Genomic DNA, 2,926 nt, shown 5'->3' with positions numbered 1-2,926 from the left:
ACCCGGCAGCGTCCCGAACGCCAGGCCGCCCTCCCCGCCCAGACGGGAGGCGCAGAACGCGTCGGCCACCGCCGGCGGCGCGTACCGCACCAGCAGCGACCCCTGCAGCAGCAGCGCGATCCGCTCCGCCAGGCGCCGGGCCCGGCCCTCGATCCCCTCCGGGTCCGACAACTCCGTCAACAACTCCTTGATCGCCGCGTCGAACCGGTGGTCGGCCCCCGACGCGCGGCCCAGCTCCGAGAGCAACGCGTTCAGCGACCCCGGCTCGCGTTGCAGCGCACGGAGCACGTCCAGCGCCTGCACGTTCCCCGAGCCCTCCCAGATCGAGTTCACCGGCGCCTCGCGCAGCAGCCGCGGCATCCCCGACTCCTCGACGTAGCCGTTGCCGCCCAGGCACTCCAACGCCTCGGCCACCATCGCCGTGCACACCTTGGTCACCCGGTACTTCGCGGCCGGCAGCGCGATCCGCAGCAGGTGCCGCTCCGCGGCGTCGCCGTCCTCCGCCCGGTCGTACGCCGCCGCCAACCGCATGGCCAGCGCCGTCGCGGCCTCCGACTCCAGCGCCAGATCCGCCAGCACGTTGCGCATCAGCGGCTTGTCCCCCAGTCGCCCGCCGAACGCCTCCCGGTGCGCGGCGTGGTGCACCGCCCGGGTCAGCGCCTCGCGCATCAGGGACGCCGAGCCCGTCACGCAGTCCAGGCGGGTCGCGGCCACCATCCCGATGATGGTCGCCACCCCGCGGCCCTCCTCACCGACCAGCCGGGCCACCGTCGTGCCGTCGAACTCCACCTCCGAGGAGGCGTTGGCGCGGTTGCCGAGCTTGTTCTTCAACCTCTGGATCCGGAAGGCGTTGCGGGTTCCGTCCGGCAGCACCCGGGGCAGCAGGAAGCAGCTCAACCCGCCCGGGGCGTGCGCCAGTACCAGGAAGACGTCCGACATCGGGGCCGAGCAGAACCACTTGTGGCCGGTGAGCGCGTACAGCCCGTCCCCACCGGCGACGGGCTCCGCCCGGGTGGTGCCCGAGCGCACGTCCGAGCCGCCCTGCTTCTCGGTCATCCCCATCCCGGCGAGCACCCCCGCCTTCTCCCCTGCGGGCCGAAGCCCCGGCTCGTACCGCCGGGAGGTCAGCAGCGGTTCCCAGAACGCCGCGAGCCCCCGGTCCGCCCGCAACGCCGGGACCGCGGCGTGCGTCATCGACAGCGGACAACCGTGTCCGGCCTCCACCCGGGTCCACACGTGGAAGCCGGCCGCCCGCCTGAGGTGGCCGTCGGGACGCCCCCAGGCGTCGGTCAGGCCGCCCTCCACGGCCCGGTCCAGCAACCGGTGCCAGTCCGGGTGGAACTCCACCTCGTCGATCCGGTGCCCGAACCGGTCGTGGGTGCGCAACTCCGGGGGGTGGGTGTCGGCACGCTCCCCGGCCCGACGGTACTCCGCCGACCCGGCGTCCCGGCCCAGGGCCGACAACTCCGCCGCGATCTCCTCCCGCCGTTCCGGCCGGGCGTGCCGGGCGACGGCCTCGCGCAGCGGCAGGTCGTCGGCGAAGGAGTCCCGTCCGGTGATCTCCGGCGGCTGATTGGTCACGGTGTGGGTGGCGGCGGTGGCACGGCTCTCCATGCCGGCTACGTTAGGTGCCGTGGCCACCGAGAAACCATCCCCGGGACCCGACCAGCGGGACGACGACGAGCGTCCCCCCAGTGGTGGCCCCGGCCCCGCCGGGGAGGCGGACGGGGAGCCCTCCGGCGCCTCCGCCGTCTCCGGGGAGGAGGGCCTGCGGCGGGCCCGCTACCGCGACATCCCCAAGGCCAAGGTGCTGTGGCTGCTGCTGAAGGACACCGCCACCTCCTGCTCCCAACACCGGGTGATCGGCCTGGCCGCCGAGTCCGCCTTCTTCACCCTGCTGTCGCTGCCCCCGCTGCTGCTGGGCCTGGTCGGCCTGCTCAGCAGCCTGGACGCGGTCGCCGGCACCAACACCCTGGAGTGGGTGCGGCTGCAGATCCTGGACGCGTCGAGCCTGCTGCTCTCCGAGCGCGGCGTGGAGGACGTGGTCCGTCCGCTCATCGACGACCTGGTGCAGGGCGCCCGCCCCGACATCATGTCGATCGGCTTCATCGTCGCCCTGTGGTCCGGCTCCCGGGCCGTGAACGTCTTCGTCGGCACCATCACCGTGATGTACGGGCTCGACGGCCACCGCAACCCGGCCGCGACCCGGCTGCTCGCCTTCACCATGTACGTGATCAGTCTCGTGGTGGGCGCGATCGTGGTGCCGGCGCTGGCCATCGGACCGGACCTGATGTTCACCTGGGTGCCACAGCTCGAACCGGTGATGCGACCCCTGTACTGGCCGGTGGTGGTGGCGCTGTGCGTCGGTTTCCTCACCACCCTCTACCACGTGGCCGTGCCCGTCCGCTCGCCCTGGCGCGAGGACCTGCCCGGGGCGCTGGTGGCGCTGGGGATCTGGGCGGCCTGCGCCTGGGGCATGCGGGTCTACCTGCGCACCACCGTGGAGGGGCAGAGCATCTACGGCTCCCTGGCGGTGCCGGTGGCCATCCTGTTGTGGCTGGGCCTGTCCGCCTTCGCCGTACTGGTCGGGGCGGCCCTGAACGCGGCCCTGGACCGGGTGTGGCCCGCCGCCACCACCGCGGCGGCCCGGGCGGAGACCGACCGGGCCCGCGAGGCGGCGCTGCTGGCGGTCCGGAAGGCGATCCGCGAGCGCCGCACCCGGGCCGACAAGGAGGGCGTCGAGGAGTCCGACAGCAACCGCTTCGCCCGCCTGCTGGCGGAGTCGCTCAGCCCGGCGGAGCTGCGCCGACAGATCAAGCGGCTGCGCTCGGGCGGGAACGGCACCGAGCGGGGGGACGACCGGGACGCAGGGACGGACCACGAAGAGACGGACCACGGAGGAGGCGACGGGGGAACCGGCGACGGG

Annotated in this window: 2 protein-coding genes; one reads left to right on the top strand and one right to left on the bottom strand. The window is 73.9% G+C overall.

Annotated elements, in window-relative coordinates:
- A partial coding sequence (locus FNQ90_RS18295) for an acyl-CoA dehydrogenase family protein (RefSeq protein WP_182607370.1) occupies window positions 1-1,614 on the bottom strand: 1,614 nt, incomplete at its 3' end.
- Between FNQ90_RS18295 and FNQ90_RS18290 the strand changes: the two genes are divergently transcribed.
- Window positions 1,613-2,926 (top strand): YihY/virulence factor BrkB family protein (locus FNQ90_RS18290; RefSeq protein WP_182607369.1); only part of this gene is annotated, 1,314 nt, incomplete at its 3' end. The genes FNQ90_RS18295 and FNQ90_RS18290 overlap by 2 nt on opposite strands.

Source organism: Streptomyces alkaliphilus, assembly GCF_014141535.1.
GTDB lineage: Bacteria > Actinomycetota > Actinomycetes > Streptomycetales > Streptomycetaceae > Streptomyces > Streptomyces alkaliphilus.
This window is presented reverse-complemented; position numbering and strand designations above follow the sequence as displayed.